This window comes from Calidithermus chliarophilus DSM 9957 (assembly GCF_000430045.1).
GTDB lineage: Bacteria > Deinococcota > Deinococci > Deinococcales > Thermaceae > Calidithermus > Calidithermus chliarophilus.
The window spans coordinates 2,531,399-2,548,497 of record NZ_KE387023.1 but is presented as its reverse complement, the minus strand read 5'-3'; the positions used below and the strand labels follow the sequence as shown (position 1 = coordinate 2,548,497).

17 protein-coding genes are annotated in these 17,099 nt (G+C 68.2%); 10 read left to right on the top strand and 7 right to left on the bottom strand.

All coding sequences use genetic code 11. From position 1 onward, the window contains the following. Nucleotides 1-396 (top strand): roadblock/LC7 domain-containing protein (locus MEICH_RS29375; protein ID WP_169730666.1); only part of this gene is annotated, 396 nt, incomplete at its 5' end. A 543-nt stretch (nt 397-939) separates the two neighbouring features. Here MEICH_RS29375 and MEICH_RS0112345 read toward each other — a convergent pair. From MEICH_RS0112345 to sdhC, 4 genes are all read right to left on the bottom strand, one after another. Further along, entirely contained in the window at nt 940-1,650 is a 711-nt protein-coding gene (locus tag MEICH_RS0112345; RefSeq protein WP_027892877.1) for a succinate dehydrogenase iron-sulfur subunit, read from the bottom strand. 73 nt (nt 1,651-1,723) lie between these two features. Next, nucleotides 1,724-3,454 (bottom strand): succinate dehydrogenase flavoprotein subunit, encoded by a 1,731-nt coding sequence (gene sdhA / locus MEICH_RS0112340; RefSeq protein WP_027892876.1) that lies wholly within the window; start codon nt 3,452-3,454, stop codon nt 1,724-1,726. Between the two features lie 3 nt (nt 3,455-3,457). After that, nucleotides 3,458-3,895, bottom strand: a complete 438-nt coding sequence (locus MEICH_RS0112335) for a succinate dehydrogenase hydrophobic membrane anchor subunit (protein WP_027892875.1) — start codon at nt 3,893-3,895, stop codon at nt 3,458-3,460. A 1-nt stretch (nt 3,896) separates the two neighbouring features. Continuing rightward, the gene (sdhC, locus tag MEICH_RS0112330) at nt 3,897-4,262 is read right to left on the bottom strand and encodes a succinate dehydrogenase, cytochrome b556 subunit (RefSeq protein ID WP_027892874.1); all 366 of its coding nucleotides are present in this window, start codon (nt 4,260-4,262) and stop codon (nt 3,897-3,899) included. A 278-nt stretch (nt 4,263-4,540) separates the two neighbouring features. Here sdhC and speD point away from each other — a divergent pair, with 278 nt between their 5' ends. Then, complete coding sequence (gene speD, locus MEICH_RS0112325) at nt 4,541-4,981, top strand: adenosylmethionine decarboxylase (protein ID WP_027892873.1); 441 nt, start codon at nt 4,541-4,543, stop codon at nt 4,979-4,981. A 246-nt stretch (nt 4,982-5,227) separates the two neighbouring features. Here speD and MEICH_RS0112320 read toward each other — a convergent pair whose 3' ends face one another. Then, nucleotides 5,228-5,692 carry a hypothetical protein gene (locus tag MEICH_RS0112320; RefSeq protein ID WP_157202760.1) on the bottom strand — a complete coding sequence of 155 codons (465 nt, stop codon included), beginning with the start codon at nt 5,690-5,692 and terminating at the stop codon, nt 5,228-5,230. Between the two features lie 1,576 nt (nt 5,693-7,268). Between MEICH_RS0112320 and MEICH_RS0112315 the strand changes: the two genes are divergently transcribed. Further along, nucleotides 7,269-7,847 (top strand): hypothetical protein, encoded by a 579-nt coding sequence (locus MEICH_RS0112315; protein WP_169730665.1) that lies wholly within the window; start codon nt 7,269-7,271, stop codon nt 7,845-7,847. Here MEICH_RS0112315 and MEICH_RS0112310 read toward each other — a convergent pair. Next, nucleotides 7,844-8,641, bottom strand: a complete 798-nt coding sequence (locus MEICH_RS0112310) for an IclR family transcriptional regulator (RefSeq protein WP_027892870.1) — start codon at nt 8,639-8,641, stop codon at nt 7,844-7,846. The genes MEICH_RS0112315 and MEICH_RS0112310 overlap by 4 nt on opposite strands. Before the next feature lie 174 nt (nt 8,642-8,815). Between MEICH_RS0112310 and aceB the strand changes: the two genes are divergently transcribed. Beyond that, a complete protein-coding gene (gene aceB, locus MEICH_RS0112305; protein WP_027892869.1) occupies nt 8,816-10,405 on the top strand; it encodes a malate synthase A in 1,590 nt (529 codons plus the stop codon). A gap of 74 nt (nt 10,406-10,479) precedes the next feature. Continuing rightward, the gene (locus tag MEICH_RS27205; protein WP_157202758.1) at nt 10,480-10,995 is read left to right on the top strand and encodes a class I SAM-dependent methyltransferase; all 516 of its coding nucleotides are present in this window, start codon (nt 10,480-10,482) and stop codon (nt 10,993-10,995) included. 52 nt (nt 10,996-11,047) lie between these two features. Here the strand turns inward: MEICH_RS27205 and MEICH_RS0112295 are convergent, their stop codons facing one another. Then, nucleotides 11,048-11,596 carry a Uma2 family endonuclease gene (locus MEICH_RS0112295; protein ID WP_027892867.1) on the bottom strand — a complete coding sequence of 183 codons (549 nt, stop codon included), beginning with the start codon at nt 11,594-11,596 and terminating at the stop codon, nt 11,048-11,050. A gap of 117 nt (nt 11,597-11,713) precedes the next feature. Here MEICH_RS0112295 and MEICH_RS0112290 point away from each other — a divergent pair, with 117 nt between their 5' ends. The 5 genes from MEICH_RS0112290 (at nt 11,714) to MEICH_RS0112265 (ending at nt 16,875) form a co-directional block, all read left to right on the top strand. Next, a complete protein-coding gene (locus MEICH_RS0112290; RefSeq protein WP_218916404.1) occupies nt 11,714-12,118 on the top strand; it encodes a GNAT family N-acetyltransferase in 405 nt (134 codons plus the stop codon). Nucleotides 12,119-12,578: 460 nt separating this feature from the next. After that, nucleotides 12,579-13,997, top strand: coding sequence for a DUF4129 domain-containing protein (locus MEICH_RS27200; RefSeq protein ID WP_051304131.1), 1,419 nt, complete (start codon nt 12,579-12,581; stop codon nt 13,995-13,997). Next, entirely contained in the window at nt 13,994-14,923 is a 930-nt protein-coding gene (locus tag MEICH_RS0112275; RefSeq protein ID WP_027892864.1) for an AAA family ATPase, read from the top strand. Before MEICH_RS27200 ends, MEICH_RS0112275 begins: the two co-directional genes overlap by 4 nt. A gap of 13 nt (nt 14,924-14,936) precedes the next feature. Continuing rightward, on the top strand, nt 14,937-15,743 hold the full coding sequence (locus MEICH_RS0112270) for a PIG-L deacetylase family protein (RefSeq protein ID WP_027892863.1): 807 nt from the start codon (nt 14,937-14,939) through the stop codon (nt 15,741-15,743). Between the two features lie 34 nt (nt 15,744-15,777). Continuing rightward, the gene (locus MEICH_RS0112265; protein ID WP_051304130.1) at nt 15,778-16,875 is read left to right on the top strand and encodes a DUF58 domain-containing protein; all 1,098 of its coding nucleotides are present in this window, start codon (nt 15,778-15,780) and stop codon (nt 16,873-16,875) included. Nucleotides 16,876-17,099: the final 224 nt, after the last annotated feature.

Sequence of the window (17,099 nt, the reverse complement as noted above, 5' to 3'; positions counted from 1 at the left end):
CCCCCCTCCCCCACCCCGCCCGCCCCCGAGCCCGTGCTCAAGCCGGGCCTCGAGCCCCTCCTCTCCCCCTTCCTCGACAAGCCCGAGGTCGAAACGGCCATGGTCATCGGCCCCGGCGGCGCCATGCTGGGCCAGGTCGGCCAGATGCCCCCCGACCCCGAGGTCTTCACCGTCTACTGCCGCACCCTCTTCTCCATCGCGGGCGTGCTCGGCGACCGCACCGGCTACTCCACCCTCGACAGCCTCACCCTGGAGTACCGCGGCCACCAGCTCGTCTTCCACCGCATCGACCTCGAGCACAGCCTCGTCCTGGTCGTGCGCGGCAACGGCCAACTCGGCGTCCTGCGCTACCTCGTGCAACGGCAGCTGCCGCAAATCGTCGCACACTTGGCGTGATGCGCCGGTAGCCGAACGCCGATAGCCGAACGCAAAACGCAAAACGCCGTAGGGACGCGAGGCCTCGCGTCCCTACAAAGTTAATCATCCGCTGGGGTTGTGCCCCGCCCGCAGGCCGACTACAGCCCCACTCCCCAGGGGACATTTGCTCAGTGGTTGCTGCCGTGCCCCGGCCGGGGTGTGCGGCTCACGGGGGAGGGGGTGGGCGGGGTGGCGCAGACGGGCAGGCCGCCGGGTCAAGGTGCGGCCCGCACCCCCGCACACGCGGGCACTGAGGCCCGGCGGCACGTCCGCGAGGGGGTGGCCGTAGGCCATACCGGCTCTGCCGGTAACCTGGAGTCCCTCGGGGGAGCCCAGGGGGAGCAGGTTTCCGGCGTATGCCGGGTCGCGTACCGCGATGCCCTCGCCACGTGGAATGGCCTCCCCCTCCGGCCCCTGACGGCGGAACAGTCCCCGCCAAACCACCGCGCCGCGAACCGGCCTCTCCAGAAGCAAAAACGAAAGGGCGAACCTACGGTTCACCCTTAGAGAGGGGGCTCGAGGTCAGAACTTGTCGTAGAGGATGGCCCGCTTGACCTCTTCGATGGCCTGGGTGACGGGGATTTCGCGCGGGCAGGCCTCGGTGCAGTTGTAGGCCGTGCGGCAGCGCCAGACCCCGGTGCTGGCCGCGAGGGCCTGGAAGCGCTCGCGGGCGCCCCGGTCGCGGCTGTCGAAGATGAAGCGGTGCGCCTGCACGATGGCGGCCGGGCCGATGTAGCTGCCGTTGACCCAGAACACGGGGCAGCTCGTGGTGCAGGCCGCGCAGAGGATGCACTTGGTGCTCGCGTCGAAGCGGGCACGGTCCTCGGGGCTTTGCAGACGCTCGCGGTCGGGCGGCGGCTCGTCGTTGATGAGGTAGGGCTTGACCGCGCGGTAAGCGTCGAAGAAGGGGTCCATGTCCACGACCAGGTCCTTCTTCACCGGCAGGCCGCGCAGCGGCTCGACCGTGATGGTGTCCCCCGCCTTCTTGGTGAGGTCCTTGACCAGCGCCTTGCACGCGAGCTGGTTCTTCCCGTTGATGAGCATGGCGTCCGAGCCGCAGATGCCGTGCCCGCAACTGCGCCGGAAGGCCAGCGTGCCGTCCTGGAAGTACTTGACCTTGTGCAGCAGATCGAGCACCCGGTCCATGGGCTCCGCCTCGACCTGATAGCTCACCCAACCCGGCTTGGCCGCCTTGTTGGGGTCGTAGCGCATGACTTTGAGGGTTACTTGCATTTGTCCTCCGGACGCTGATAGCCGATAGCTAATAGCCCTTTGGCTATCGACTATCGGCTATGGGCTATCGGCATCAATACGTCCTCGCCTTAGGCTCGAACTTGCCCAGCACCACCGGCTTGTACATGAAGTCCACCTTGCCGTTCTTGCGGTAGACCAGGCTGTGCTTGAGCCAGTTCTTGTCGTCGCGCTCGGGGTAGTCCTCGCGGGCGTGGGCGCCGCGGCTCTCCTTGCGGTTGAGGCAGGAGTGCACCGTGGCCTCGGAGACCTCGAGCAAGTACCCCAGCTCCATCGCCTCGACGAGCTCGGTGTTGTAGCGCTCGCCCTTGTCCTGCACGCCGATGTTCTTGTAGCGCTCCTGCAGCTCGGCCACCGCCTCCACGCCCTTGGCCAGCAGCTCCTCGGTGCGGAAGACCGAGGCGTAGTCCTGCATGGCCTGCTGGAGCTCGGCCCGCAGCGCCGCCACCGACTCCTTGCCGCTGGAGTTGCGCACGCGCTCGAGGCGCTCGCGGCTCTCCCCCGAGGCGTCCGGGGAGAGGTCGTGCAGCTCGGCCGACTTGGCGAACTTGGCGGCGGCGGTCCCGGCGCGGCGGCCGAAGACCACGAGGTCGCCCAGCGAGTTGGTGCCCAGGCGGTTGGCGCCGTGCAGGCTCACGCAGGCCACCTCGCCCGCGGCGTAGAGCCCGGCGATGAGGGTGTTCTTGTCGTCGGCGATGACCTCGCCGCTCAAGGTGGTGGGGATGCCGCCCATCGCGTAGTGGGCGGTGGGCATCACCGGCACCGGCTGCTTGGTGGGGTCGACGCCCTGGTAGATCCAGGCGAACTCGGAGATGTCGGGCAGCTTCTTGTGGATGGTCTCGGCGGGCAGGTGGGTGAGGTCGAGGAGCACGTGGTCCTTGCGCGGGCCCACGCCCCGGCCCTCGCGCACCTCGAGGTACATCGCCCGGGCCACCATGTCGCGCGGGGCCAGGTCCTTGATGGTGGGCGCGTAGCGCTCCATGAAGCGCTCGCCCGAGTCGTTGCGCAGGATGCCGCCCTCGCCGCGCGCCCCCTCGGTGAGCAGGATGCCCAGCGGGAAGAGGCCGGTGGGGTGGAACTGGTAGAACTCCATGTCCTCCAGCGGCAGCCCCTTGCGGTAGAGGATGGCCTGCAGGTCGCCGGTGAGGGTGAAGGCGTTGGAGGTGACTTTCCAGGCTCGCCCGTAGCCGCCCGAGGCGATGACGATGGCCTTGGCCTGGAAGGTGTGCAGCTCACCCGTGGCCAGTTCGTAGGCCACCACGCCCTTGGCCACGTTGTCCTCGATGATCACGTCGGTGACGTGGAACTCGTTGTAGAAGGTGAGGTTGTGCTTGACGCACTGCTGGTAGAGCGTCTGCAGGATCATGTGCCCGGTGCGGTCGGCGGCGTGGGCGGCGCGGTGCACGGCGGCCTTGCCGTACTCCTTGGTGTGCCCGCCGAAGCGGCGCTGGGCGATGCGGCCGTTAGGCAGCCGGTCGAAGGGCAGGCCCATGTGCTCGAGCTCGAGCACCGCCTCGATGACCTCCTTGGCGAAGATCTCGGCGGCGTCCTGGTCGGTGAGGTAGTCCCCGCCCTTGATGGTGTCGAACATGTGCCACTCCCAGTGGTCCTCCTCGACGTTGCCTAAGGCCGCGCCGATGCCCCCCTGGGCCGCGCCGGTGTGGCTGCGGGTGGGGTAGAGCTTGGAGATCACCGCCACGTCCACGCCCTGCTTGGCCGCGTAGAGCGCGGCGGTGAGGCCCGAGCCCCCCGCGCCGATGACGATCACGTCATGTTGGTGTGCCATGGTTTACCTCGTGCCCTCGCTCTGCTCGAGCCGGGTGTTCTCGCTGAGCCCCTTGGAGAAGTCGTGGTTCAGCAGCGACATGCTGCCCACGAAGAACACCAGCACCGCCAGGGAGTAGGCGACCACCTTGGCCCAGAAGCGGCGGGCGGGGTCGCGCACCCAGTCGTCGAGCACGTAGCGCAGGCCGTTCATGCCGTGCAGCAGCGACAGCGAGAGCATGGCCCAGTCGTAGATCTTCCAGGTGGTGTTGGACAGCCGCTCGGCGATGTAGGTGTACTCGACCTTCCCGGCGTTGATCAGGATGTTGCTCATGTAAAGGTGGCCCAGCACCAAGAACACCAGCACCAGCCCCGAGACCCGCATGAACACCCACCAGGCGAGCTCGAGGTTGGTCCCGGCCTGGGCCTTGGCCTCTTGATAACGACGCGCGCGCACTGCCATGTCAGGCCCCCGTGATGTCCCGGACGATCTCCGGCACGATCTTCACGAGCGCGGGGACGTAGAACAGCACGAACAGCCCCCACACCCCGTACCAAAGCTCCCGCTGGTACTTCACACCCCATCCGGTAAAGTCCATGAGGATGATGCGCAGCCCGTTGAGGGCGTGGTAGAGCACCGCGCCGATCACCCCCAGCAGCCCTAGTCGGAAGAACCAGATGTGGAAGATGGCGAATAAGCTCTTCGACGCTTCCTCGCCCCACATCGCCGCCGATATGTTGAGCACGTGGATCAGGAGATAGAGCAGGATGGCTATCCCCGATATCCGGTGCAGGAAAAAGGCCCATTGCCCTTCTCTACCGCGATACATTGTTGCCTCCTCTCACGAAGCCAATAATAACACCGTCAGGGAGGGAAACTGTAGGCGGCCAATTGTTCGATTTTCGCGTGCGTATCACGGTGTCCAACCCTCGGGATTTTCGTCCCCGGTGACGGCGGGGTAATTACACCGCCTCATGCCCTTCGCGTCCTTGACACCCCACCCCCCCGGCCCCATAATGATTGGCTGTTGAAACGGCGTTCCTACGCCGCTCGACGGGGTGAGAAAGCCTGCCGGGAGACACCCGTAGGCCACTTAAGGAGATAAGGTTGGAACTCTTTGGGTTTGGCCCGCACCTGATGATCGACGGCTACAACGCCAACGCCGACAAATTGGCCGATTTTGAACTCGTCCGGCGCGTTCTGGACGAGCTTCCCATGGAGATGGGCATGACCAAGGTGCTGCCCCCCTTCGTGCACCGCTATGACGGGCACACCGGGCACTCCTCCGGCGTTACCGGCGTGGTCCTCATCGCCGAGAGCCACATCGCCATCCACACCTTCCCCGAGAAACGCTTTGTCAGCGTGGACATCTTCTCCTGCAAAGAGTTCGACCTCTCCAAGGCGCTCTCGAGCATAGTCGAGAAGTTCGAGATCGGGCGCTACGAGACCTACCTCATCAACCGGGGCAAGGAATTCCCCAAAGACCCCGACTTAGCCCGCCAGATCGTGCTGGGCGAGCGCGAGTACCTGGAAGCTCGAGTGAGCTGAACAAGTCGATAGTCGATAGCTGATAGCCTGACTAGGCCCCGCCAAGGCGGGGCCTGGCTTCTTGGGAGAATGGGCACAGGCCAGCGCGAGGCCTGCCGACGGCATCATGCGTCTGGTGTTTTATACCGGATTCAAAAAGATAATCTTCCAAATCAAAAAACTCCAGAGGCTATCTTTTTGAATCCTAGAGTACTCCCTTCGGTCGGGTTAGTTCGGCGTTCGGCGTTAGGCGTTCGGCGTTCGGCGTTAGGCGTTAGGCGTTAGGCGTTCGGCGAACCACACCACGCCGCCGACCGTCATCAAACCCGGCCGCCCGGCCGGTAAAGTAGGCGCATGTTCCGCCACGTCTTTTGGGTGCTGCTGGTGCTGGCGGCCCTGGGTTCGGCTCGAGCGCAGCTCATCGGGGAGGTGCCGCTGCAGCAGGTGGTCACGCCGCACTTCACCGTGGTCCACCCGCCGCGCCTGGAGGGCTACGCCCGGCGGGTCGCGGCCACGGCCGAGGCGGTGCGGGAGGCGGTGAGCGGGATCGTGGGCAACCAGCCGCCGCGCACCTACGTCCTGGTGGGCGACGAGACCGACGAGTTCAACGGCTTCGCGATGGTCTTTCCCTACCCCGTCATCCGCATCTACGCCACGTTCCCGCAGCCCGGGCTCATCGGGGTGCAGTGGCAGGACGTGCTCGAGGTGCTGCTCGTCCACGAGTACACGCACATAGCCCACCTCACCACCCACGGCGACGACCCGCTGACGGCCATCCTGGGCCGCTACCCGGGCAGCAACACCGCCCGCGTTCCGCCGGCCTGGTTCATCGAGGGCTACGCGGTATACCTCGAGTCCATCCTGACCAGCGGGGGCCGCGTGGCCGACACCACCACCCGCACCCTGCGGGCGCAGATCGCGCGCGAGGGGAAGTGGCCCACCCTGGCCGACGCGGGGATCGGGCCGCTCGAGCGCTACCCCGGCGGCAACACCCGCTACAGCTTCGGGGCCGGTTTCGTGGCCTTCCTGGCCGATGAGTTCGGCGAGGACGGCCTGCGGAAGGTCATCCGGGCCTACAACGCCGGGGGCTTCGACTTCTCAGAAGCCTGGGAGAGGGCGCTGGGAACGCGCTTGGAACCCCTGTGGGAGCTGTGGAGCGGGCTCGAGCTCGCCCGGGCCCAGGCCGAGGCGGAGGCGCTGCGACGCACCGAGCTCCCGCAGGCCGAGCGGCTGAGCGCGGGCTCGAGCCCGGCCTGGCGCCCCGACGGGCTGCTGGCCTGGTGGCAGGGCGGCGCGGTGCGGGTGGGGTGGGCCGACCGGCGGCAGGCCACGACCGGCTTCTCCTCCGCCGTCCCCCTGCCGGGCCGCCCCGACCGGCTCTCCTGGGACCGCAGCGGCAGCCTGGTCTACTCCCGCGTGGTGCGCCAGGGGGGCACCAGCTACGGCGAGGTGTTCCGGCTGGGGCCCGGCGGGCAGGAGACCCGCCTGACCCACGGCGCGCGCGCCAGCGACGCGGTGGCGGAGGGCGACTGCGTGCTGTACGTGCGCCGAAGTGTGGACCGCTCGGCCCTGCGCCGCTGGTGCGGGGGGCAGGACCGGGAGGTCTACGCGGCCCCCGGGGGCTGGCAGCTCTTCCAGCCCGCCCCGGGCCCGGACGGCGCCGTCGCGCTCGCGGTGTGGCGCCCGGGCGGCTTCCTCGACGTGGCGCTGCTGCGGGAGGGGGCGCTCGAGTTCGTCACCTCCGACTTCTTCCAGGACTGGTGGCCCGCCTGGACCCCCGAAGGGCAGCTCCTCTTCGCCTCCGACCGCCGGGGAAGCTCCCAGCTCTACCGGGTGCGGGAGGGGCAGCTCCTCCAGCTCACCGCCCAACCCCCGGGGGGGTGTTCAGCGTCAGCCATTCGCCCCAGGGGGTCGCCTTCTCCAGCTACGGCGGCCTCGGCCTCGAGGTCAAGCGGCTCGAGCGCCTGCCGGAGGGCCTCGAGGTGGGGTCGCTCCAGGCTTCGGAGCCCCCCGCCCCCGCCCTGCCCCAAGGCGAGGCCGTACCCGGTCGAGCCCTACACCCCGCACCTGCTGCCGCTCTACTGGCTGCCGGTGGGGCCAGGGGCCTTCGGGCTGGGGGCCACGGTCTACGGCAACGACGTGGCCGGGCTCCACGCCTATGAGGTGGGGCTGGGCGTGGCCGAGGCGGGCGGCCTGGCCGCGCAGGCGCAGTACAGCTTCACCCCCACCTTCGAGTGGGGGCTGACCCTCGCTGGGAGCTACAGGCCCGGGGGGCTGGGCCGTGGGGCTCAGCCCAGCCTACCGCGGCGTGGGCGAACTCCCGGGCCTGGGGCTCGCCGCCTACCGCCTGCAGCCCTTCGCGGCCTACTACAGCAACGCGGGCTGGGACGCGGGCGCGCGCCTGGACCTCGGCAACCTCGGCTTCGACCCCTTCGGCTACCTCGAGCAGGGCTGGGGCCTCGGGGGTGCGGCGTCGCGGCTTTCGGGCTGGGAGGGGCGGTTCACGCTGGCGGGGAGCGTCCTCGAGCAGAACCTGGCGCTGCAACTGAGCGGCTACCAGGGCGGTTGGAACGCCTCGGACCCCGTCCTCAGCGAGGCCCGCCTGTCGGCGCACTACCCCCTGCGGCTGGAGTGGCGGGCCGGGGACGGGGTTTACGCGCTCGAGCGGCTGTCCCTGGTGCCCTTCGCCGGGGCGCGGGGCGTGAACGCCAGTTTCGAATACGGCGGGGGCGTGCAGGTGCTGGGGGACTTCATCCTCAACTACTTCGCGGGGCTGGGCGTGGGCGTGGAGGTGAACTACTACAGCCAGAGCGGCTTCGGCTTCGGGCTGGTGCTGGCCGACGGCGCGGTGCGGGCCCTGCTGCCCGCGGGGTGGAAGCTCCCCTAGCCCGCCCAGCCCAGGCGGGCGGAGACCGCGTCGGCGGCGCGGCGCACCCGCTGGCCCAGGCCATCCAGGCGCTCGTCGGGCACACGGCTGGCGGGGGCGGAGAGCGACATGGAGGCCACCACCTTGCCGCGGTTGTCCCGCACCGGCGCGGCGATGCAGCGCACCCCCTCCTCGCGCTCCTCGTTGTCGAGGGCGAAGCCGCGCTTTTGCGCCTCGCCGATCGCGCTGAGGAAGGCTTCGGGGCTGGTGAGGGTCTTGTCGGTGAAGGCCCTGAAGGGCCCGGCCCCCAGCATGCGCCGGGTCTCGGCCTCGCTGTGGCCCATCAGCAGGGCCTTGCCCACCCCGGTGCAGTACAGCGGCGCCCGCGCCCCGATGCGGGTGAACATGCGGATGAGCTGCCGCCCCTCGACCTGGGCGATATAGACCGCCTCGTTGCCGTCGAGTACGGCCAGGTTGACGGTCTCGTTGAGCTCGTCCACTAGCTTTTCCATCTCGGGCATGGCGGCGTCCACCAGCCCGCCCCGGGTCAGGAAGGCCGAACCCACCTGGTAGGCCCGCAGCCCCACCTTCCACAGGCCCCGGTCCTCGTCCCAGTCGGCGAAGCCCCGCTTGCGGAGGGTCTCGAGCAGCCGGTAGGCGGTGCTGGGCGAGAGCTCGGTGCGCCGGGCGAGCTCGGAGAGGGAGAGGGTCTCGGCCTCGGAGAGGGCCTCGAGCAGGTGCAGACCGCGCTCGAGCGTGCGCACCTCCCCCACCTCGGTGCTGCGGGTGCGCCCGGGTCGGCGTTTGTTCTCCATACGGCCAGCTTACTCGAGGGCCGGGTATTTTTCAATACACGCAAAATCTGTTCATACATTGACAAACAACGACCTGAAAGCTAGGCTCATGAACATGAAGCGCGGATAGCGCTTGGCCGGTCGCCGCCTGGCGATACGCCATCCGCCATCCGCACCCCCAGCAAAGGAGCCCCCATGACCCTACCCAAAGGCATCGAGATCACCGGCCCCAAGCTCCCGGCCTCCGACAACGTGCTCACCCCCGAGGCCCTGGCCTTCGTGGCGGGCTTGCAGCGCGAGTTCGGCGCGGTGCGCAAGGGCTTGCTGCAGCGCCGGGCCGAGGTGGCGCGGCGGATCGCGGCGGGCGAGAAGCCGGGCCTGCTCGAGCACACCCGCTTCATCCGCGAGGGCGACTGGCGCGTGGCCCCGGCCCCCCCCGACCTCGACGACCGCCGCACCGAGATCACCGGCCCCATCGAGCGCAAGATGATGATCAACGCGCTCAACTCGGGGGCCAAGGTCTTCATGGCCGACTGCGAGGACGCCCTCTCCCCCACCTGGGAGAACATCGTCCAGGGGCAGCAGAACCTCATGGACGCGGTGCGCCGCACCATCAGCTTCACCTCGCCGGAGGGCAAGGAGTACCGCCTGGCCGAGAAGACCGCCACCCTGGTGGTGCGCCCGCGCGGCTGGCACCTCACCGAGCGCCACGTCCTCGTGGACGGCGAGCCGGTCTCGGGCTCCCTCTTCGACTTCGGGCTCTACTTCTTCCACAACGCCCACGAACTGCTCAGGCGCGGCTCGGGCCCCTACTTCTACCTGCCCAAGCTGGAGAGTCACCTCGAGGCCCGCCTCTGGAACGACGTGTTCAACTTCGCGCAGGACTACCTGGGCATCCCGCGCGGCACCATCCGCGCCACTGTGCTCATCGAGACCATCCTGGCCGCCTTCGAGATGGAGGAGATCCTCTACGAGCTGAAGGAACACGCCGCCGGGCTCAACGCCGGGCGCTGGGACTACATCTTTAGCTGCATCAAGAAATTCGCCACCGTCCCTGCCGCGGACGGCGGGGTCATTTTCCCCGACCGCGTCCAGATCACCATGACCGTGCCCTTCATGCGCGCCTACACCGAGCTGCTGGTGCGCACCTGCCACAAGCGCGGCGCCCACGCCATCGGGGGCATGGCCGCCTTCATCCCTAGCCGCAAGGACCCTGAGGTCAACGCTCTCGCCATCGCCGCCGTGACCAAGGACAAGGAGCGCGAGTCGGGCGACGGCTTCGACGGCACCTGGGTGGCCCACCCCGACTTAGTGCCCGTGGCCATCGGCGTCTTCGACAAGGTGCTGGGCGAGAAGCCCAACCAGAAGGACCGCCTGCGCGAGGACGTCGAGGGCAAGGTGCGCCCCGAGCAGCTCATCGACTTCGACGTGCCCGGCGGCACCGTCACCGAGGCGGGGGCGCGCAACAACATCAGCGTGGAGCTGCAGTACATGGCCGCCTGGCTCGGCGGCAGCGGCGCGGTGGCGATCTTCAACCTGATGGAGGACGCCGCCACCGCCGAGATCTCCCGCGCCCAGCTCTGGCAGTGGCTGCGCAAGGGGGCCAAGCTCGAGGACGGCCGTCCCTTCACCCGCGAGCTTTACGAGCAGCTCAAGCGGGAGGAGATGGCCAAGCTCGAGGGGATGAAGAACCTCGAGGCCGCCGCCCAGTTGCTCGACGAGCTGGTGCTGCAGCCCGAGTTCCGCGAGTTCCTGACGCTGCCCGCCTACGAGCGCTTGGGCTAGACTCCGTGGAATCTCTAAAACGCCTGTTTGCTGACCCGGATAGGGAGCGCGAACTGCTCGAGGGCAGCTGTTTGATGGGTTCTACCTTGTCGGACTGGGAGGGGCAACGTCGCCTGATCGCCAAGGCCATCCATCACCCGGGCACCCTTCTGGACGTCGGTTGCGCGAACGGCCTCCTGCTGCGGTGCCTGCTGGATTGGAGCCCCCATCCGCTTGTCCCCTACGGGATAGACCCCGACCCGCAGCGGCTCGACGCGGCGCGCGGGTTGCTGCCCGAGTACGCCAGCCATCTCGCCCCCATCGGGCTCGGAGAGCTGAGGCGGTTGAGCGACTACGCCCTGCCCACCCGGTTCGACTTCGTCTACTGGAACGTCTGGGACGACCTCGAGTTCGAGCAGCCCTGGGCCCAGCGTTATCTGGACGAAGCTCTGGGGGCTACGGCAAGCCGGCTGATCCTGGGCTTTTACGGGCCTTCCCTCGAGGCCATCGAGAAAAAGCTCGCCTGGCTCAGGAAAAAGCTCGGGGAACCCGCCGGGCGCACCGAGAACCTCCCCGCGACGGTGGTCGTCGTCTGGTGGGATAAGGGCTGAGCACGGCTGGCTGACGGCTATCGTTCGGGGGCTACCCGCCCGAGGCCGGACCCTAAAGGCCCTCGAATATGGCCTCGAGCGGGAGCGAGAACCCCAGGCAAGGCACGTCCACCGAGCCTGTCTCGAGGCGCAGGGTTTGCCACCCCGCGGAAGCCCGGTGGAACACGTCCACGCAGCGGGCCTCAGGGTCAACGATGAGGTAGGTGGACAGGCTTTCGATGCTCCGGTAGGCCTGAAGCTTTTCGCGCCGGTCGGTGGCCTCGGTGGTGGGCGAGGTCACCTCGGCGATGAAGCACGGGCGCTGGAAAATGTGGCTCTGGGTTTCTGCCGGGTCGCACAGCACCATCACGTCGGGGTAGTAGTAACGGTGGAGCTGGGGAATCCAGAGCTTGACGCCCTCGAAGGCGACCCAGCAACCCCGCGAACGCGCCACGGGGCGCAGCGCGGTGTAGATGTTCCCGGCAACCTCGTTGTGTTCTTTGGACTCACCCGGCATTTCGTAGACGATACCGTCCACATACTCGTGCCGGACGGGAGATTTCTCCTCGAGCGCGAGGTACTCCTCCGGGCTGAGGTTCGGGGGCAGAGGCCGGGCCGACATGCCTCGAGTGTAGCAGGTACAATCGGGCCATGCTTCTTGGGAAAATTCGCTGATTCTTGCACGGGCGCTGGCGATCGGCTTGAAGGATCGAGCTTGGCTATTGGCAGGAGGGCACGCGTGGACCTGATCTACACCTCGAGCCTCGAGGGCATCACCCCCGAGCAGTTGGAAGGCTTTTTCGTCGGCTGGCCCAACCCGCCCTCGCCCCAGACCCACCTGCGAATCCTGAAGGGCAGCAGCCACGTGGTGCTGGCGCTGGACGGCGAAAGGGTCGTGGGGTTCGTCAACGCCATCAGCGACGGCGTGCTCAGCGCGTACATTCCCCTGCTCGAGGTGCTCCCGCCCTACCAGGGCCGCGGCGTCGGGAGCGAGCTGATGCGGCGGATGCTCGAACAGCTCGAGGGCTTCTACATGGCCGACCTGCTGTGCGAGCCCGAGCTGGCCCCCTTCTACGAGCGCTTCGGGATGCGTAGGGCGGCCGGGATGTTTCTGAGGAACTACGCGCGGCAGGCCGGGAGCTGAAAACGAATTCGTGGCCCTGCCCGATAGACCTCTTGCGGAAGTCGCCAATAACCGCGTCAGGAAGGGCAAGCGTAGAAGAACGAAATCACCCCGGTTGGCTGACCAGCTTGCTCGCCAGGCAAACCAACCGGGGTGTAAGGCGAAAGCCAGGAAGGGAACCTATTCCAGCATCGCGAATTCACTTACATTTGTGTGTATGGGCAGTCGTGTACCGTCGTCCCGCAGCCGTTGTCAGGGGTCGCCGAAGCGTTTACCGCAGGCATGGCGCCGAGGCTTATCAGGAAGAGCGCCGCGAGTATGAACTTAGACCTTCTAACCATGAGCCTGACCTCCTGACCTAGCGCGCGAACATCGCGTAGGTTATGGTGCACAGGTGTTAGAGCTGTTACACGGCTAGGTTGTTATTAGGTTATATTATGTATAAATATTTCGTCAATATCCCAGGAATGAGGTTAGCTTGATGCGTTTTCAGCCAGTGATGGTGCAGGCACAGTGGGCTTTGGTACTGATCTTCTCCTTCCTGGCATTACCAAAGGAAAGCTGGCCGGGATTGGTTTGCGGCGTGATTTTGTTTTGGGCGTTATGGCGGTCCCACTATAGGGAAGGCTTCGCCTGGTTTTCCTCGCTGCCCGGGCTGTATCACTTTCTCGGGGTCGAGGCTACGCAAGAGTCACTCCTGGCGGCCTTCGGTGCCTGGGGGTTGGTGTCGTTCGGGTTGCTCCTTCTGAGCCTTACGGTCTCGTCGGCGTCTCGAGGCGCAAGGTTTCCGGTGCTGTACCTGCTGCCCCTCATCGCCTTGCGGCCGGAGGGCTACCTGCTGGGCATAGTCCTCCTCATTCAATCGCTGTGGACGCTGACGAGAGAAGCGAGCCTTTCGGGGCAGTTGGGCAGGCGCTGGGTCACGACCCCTAAGGCACCGGCCGGGCTGTTGGCCGCCGCCGTGGTGTTGGCTGCTGGCGCCTCCCTGGCCCCGCTGGGCATAGCCACGGATAGCCCTCCGCCAAGCAAGGTCGCGGAGCCTGGCGCTCACGCCGTGAAGCCCCCTGCCCCTGCCGAGCCCCGTAGCGAGCCCGGCCTTCCGGAAGGCGGGAACCTCGCCTCGAGCAAGCGGGCACGCGCCGTTTCCACCCAGACGAACCCGCTCCCGCTGCTCGACATTTTCATCCAAGTCACGCTGGCCCTAGCCGTGCTGGTCCTGGGCATCGCCTTCGTGCTGGCGGTCCGGGCCCGGGCGAGAGGACAACCACTACTTCGTGGGCACTTGATGCCCCTGCTCGTAGCGTCGTTCGGGCTGGGCATGCTTCTCGCCTGGTTCCAACTGAGCCGGGGGGACGCCGGTGCGGCGGAGGGTCCGGTCACCGCGCTTCCTCGAGCGCCGGGAGGGAGCGCCGATCAGACGGTAGCTCCGGGAGGCAGTTCAGCGCTCCCCGTCCTGGACGCATCCGCAGTGGTGGGCCTGCTCGCCGCACTCGCGGCGGTCGTCGTTCTGTCGGCCGTTGCCTGGAGCCTCGCGAGGCAACTTAAGAAGGAGCCGTCGCATCCCCCTGAAGCTTCACCCCGCCGGGGTGAGGGGGAAAAAGCGGCGTCGGCGAGCCGCATCCGCCGGGCTTACCAGCAGTTCCTGCGGCTGATGGAGCAGCGGGGCTACCCCCGCACCGTGTACGAAAGCCCCCGCGAATACGCCACGCGGTTAGGGAAGCATAGCCCGGCCGTGCATGCCGAGCTTCACGAACTGACCGGGCTCTACGAACCGGTACGCTACGGTGGTTACGCCGACGAGGCCCAGGCCGAACGGGCGGAGCGACTGGCCGAGTTGGTGCCTGACGCTTTCAGCTATACCCTGGACGCCACGGGCGATCAGCAAAGGGAAAAAGCATGATCCAGACTTGGTTTCACAAACTCAGCTCGAACGTCGAGCAGGTCATCGTGGGCAAGCACGAGGAGGTGCGGCGGGTGGTGGCCACGCTGCTCACCGGCGGGCACGTGCTGCTGGAGGACGTGCCGGGCACCGGCAAGACCACGCTGGCGCGGGCGCTGGCGAAGAGCCTGGGCCTCGAGTTCCGCCGCGTGCAGTTCACCCCCGACCTGCTCCCCTCCGACCTCACCGGCGTCTACGTGTTCCGGCAGGGCGAGTTCGAGTTCCGCAGCGGCCCCCTCTTCACCGGGCTGCTGCTGGCCGACGAGCTCAACCGCGCCACCCCCAAGACCCAGTCGGCATTGCTGGAGGCCATGGCCGAGGGGCAGGTGACGCTCGAGGGCCACACCCACCCGCTGCCCAGGCCCTTCCTGGTCATCGCCACCCAGAACCCCATCGAGCAGGAGGGCACCTACCGCCTGCCCGAGGCGCAGCTCGACCGCTTCACCGCCCGCGTCCGGCTGGGCTACCCCGAGGGCGAGAGCGAGCGGGAGATGCTGCGGCGCATGCGGCAGGCCAGCCCGCTCGACGAGCTGAGGCCCGTCACCACCGCCGAGGCCGTGCTCGAGGCCCAGCGCGCCGTGCGCAAGGTGCGGGTGAGCCCGGAGATGGAGGACTACCTGCTCGAGGTCGTGGCCGCCACCCGCAAGGCGCAGGGCGTGGTGCTGGGCGCGAGCCCCCGCGCGGCGCTGGCGCTGGAGCGCTTCGCCCAGGCCCTGGCCGCGCTCGAGGGCCGCGACTACGTGATCCCCGACGACCTCAAGGACGCGGTTTTCCCGGTGCTGGGCCACCGCCTGATCCTCTCCTACGAGGCGCGGCTCGAGGGCCTCACCCCCGAGAGCGTGTTGCACGTCATCCTCGAGCGGGTGCCGGTGCCGGTAGAGTCCTGAGCGAGGTGAGCCCATGCCCAAAACCCTCCTGGCGGTCTACGCCCACCCCGACGACGAAGGCTTCAGCGGCGGCGCGCTCGCCCACTACGCGGCCAAGGGCTACCGCGTGGTGCTGGCCTGCGCCACCCGCGGCGAGGCCGGACAGGTCAAGGACGCCAGCTTAGGCCAGGTTAAGGACCTCGGCGCCCTGCGCGAGCAGGAGCTGCGCAAGGCCTGCGAGATCCTGGGCATCGAGCCCCCGGTGTTCCTGGGCTTTCACGACTCGGGGCGCAAGGAGCGCGTGCAGCAGGACAACCCGCTGGCCCTGATGAACGCGGGCTGGCTCGAGGTCGAAGCCCGCGTTCGCGAGGTGATCGCCCGGGTCGAGCCGCAGGTGATCCTCACCTTCGACCCCCACGGCGGCTACGGCCACGTCGATCACCTGGTGGTGCAGCGGGCCACCACCGCCGCCTTCTTCTCCAGCAGCCACCTGCCCAACCCGCCCCAGCGCCTGTTCTACGGGGTGTTGCCGCTGGCGAGCTTAGAACGCATGCGCCAGAGCGAGCGCTTCGCCAACCTCCTGGGCGAGAACGACCCCAAGGTCTTCGGCGTGGACCCCCGGCTCGTCGCCGTGCGGCTCAACGTGGAGCCCTACCTCGAGCGCAAGTGGCAGGCCAACCGCGCCCACGTCTCGCAGTTCGCCTCCGTCTCCAATCCCCCGGACCCCGAGTTCGTCGCCCTGATGCGCGAAATTCAAACCCACGAGCACTACGCGCTGGGGGCGGCGCGGGGGCCCATCCCGCGCTGGCCGATGGAGGACCTGTTCGAGGGGTTGGAGTGAGGGGGCGCAGGGCGGACCGGAAATGCTCGCGCTCGTGACCGCGCTCCTGCTGCTGGCCGGGCTGCTCTACAGCCCCCGGCTGGTGCGGGGCACGGTGCGGCTGAGCGCCGATCAGCCCCGGCTGTTCCCGCGGCGCAGGGGACGGGGGGCCCTCGAGCTCTGCCTGCACAGCCCGCTGCCGGTGTACGTGCGCCTCGAGCGCGAGGGGCAGAGCTCGCTTTCGCTGCTGCCGGGCGGCCTGCGGGGCCTGGCGTGGGGGGAGTTCCGCTTCAGCGAGCCCCTGGAGTACAGCCCCCGCTACCGGGGCGAACACCGGCTGCCGAGGGTGCGGGTCTTCGTCAAGGACCTGCTGGGGCTGCTCGAGCACGAGCTGTCCCTGCCGCAGGAGCGCTCGAGCGTTCTGGCCTACCCCGAGGCCTTCCCCCTCGACTCCCCCGCCTTCCGCCTGACCCTCCTGGCCGACGGGCCCGAGGCGGCGGGGGGCCTCGAAGACCCCTCCCGCTTCGCCGGGGTGCGCGAGTACGCGCCGGGCGACCCGCTGCACCGGCTGCACTGGAAGGCCACCGCCCGCCAGGGCCGCCCCATGGTGCGCGAGTACGCCAGGGTCAAGAGCAGCGGGGTCTGGCTGCACCTCGACCTGCAGGGGCAGGGCAAGCCGGGCGAGGTCTACGCCGAGCACGCCGCCTCGCTCGCCACCAGCCTGCTCCTCGCCGCCGAGCGCGACGGGCTGGCCTTCGGGCTGTCGGTAGGGGGGCTCGAGGTCGGGCTGGGCCGGGGCACCGACCACCTCGCCCGGATGCTGCAAGCCCTGGCCCTGGCCGACCCCGAAGCCGAGCCCCACGCGGTCCCCGTCCCGCCCCCCGGCGTCAACCTCATCCTGGTGACGCAGGAGGCCTCGAGCGAGGTCATCGAGGGCGCGCTGCGGGCGCGAGCGCGGGCCAGCCGCGTCCACCTCATCGCCCTGCCCGAAGGCTTCTACCTGCGCCCCGGCGAGGGCGGCCGCCCGGTGTTCGGCAAGACCGACGGCATGCTGCGCCTGCTGAAGAAGAAGAGCCTGCTCGAGGCCGAAGGCGTCCGCGTCCACATCCTGCGCGGCAACCAAAACATCGCCACCCTGAGCAAACCGACCTGAGCCCCGCATCTGGCATCTTTCAGCCATCAGCCGTCAGCGGTCAGCTTGTAGCCCGTGGTTTACCCCTCCCAACCCTCCCCGCACGCGGGGAGGGTTTATCCCCCCCTGCCCCCCTTGTTAAGGGGGGTAAAGAAAGGGCGTTTCGCGTCTTGCGTTTGGCGTTTTGCGTTTGGCGTCTTGCGTACGACGCCGGGCGCAGGACGTACGACCCGCGCCCAGCTATC